Origin of the sequence: Sphingobium sp., from assembly GCF_033795625.1 — a bacterium.
Lineage (GTDB): Bacteria > Pseudomonadota > Alphaproteobacteria > Sphingomonadales > Sphingomonadaceae > Sphingobium.
Genome location: NZ_JARYGI010000144.1, coordinates 1 through 563 on the forward strand (window position 1 = coordinate 1; position 563 = coordinate 563).

General features: G+C 61.8%; 1 protein-coding gene. It reads left to right on the top strand.

All coding sequences use genetic code 11. The annotated features are described in order from the left end of the window. On the top strand, positions 1–514 hold a 514-nt coding region (locus tag QHC67_RS19070; RefSeq protein WP_319296740.1), incomplete at its 5' end, for an ABC transporter ATP-binding protein. Positions 515–563: the final 49 nt, after the last annotated feature.

The following is a 563-nucleotide window of genomic DNA, read 5'->3' on the forward strand; positions in this document are numbered from 1 at the left end:
GATGTTCCAGCAGGGCGCTTTGTTCTCCTTCCTGACCGTGCAGGAAAATGTCGAGACGCCGCTCCTCGAGCATGCGCATCTTTCCAAGGGCTTCGTGCGTGATCTCGCGCGATTGAAGATCAAGCTTGCCGGCCTGCCCGATAATGCCGGCATCCTGAAACCGTCTGAACTTTCAGGAGGCATGCGCAAACGCGCGGGCGTCGCGCGTGCGATCGCGCTCGACCCCGACATATTGTTCCTCGACGAGCCGACAGCCGGTCTCGATCCGATCGCGGCGGGAGAGTTCGACGACCTCGTCAAGACACTGCGCGATGCGCTCGGTCTCACAGTCTTTATGATCACCCACGATCTCGACACGCTCTATGCCATCTGCGACCGGGTCGCCGTCGTCGCCGACAGGAAGATCGTCGCGGTCGCGCCGGTCGCCGAGCTCGAGCAATCGGACCATCCCTGGATCAAAAGCTATTTCCTGGGGCCGCGCGGCCGTGCCGCCAAGAAGCAGAAAGAAGGCTGATGGAACGCCACGCCAATTATGCCCTGGTGGGCGCCGTCTCGATCGTGCT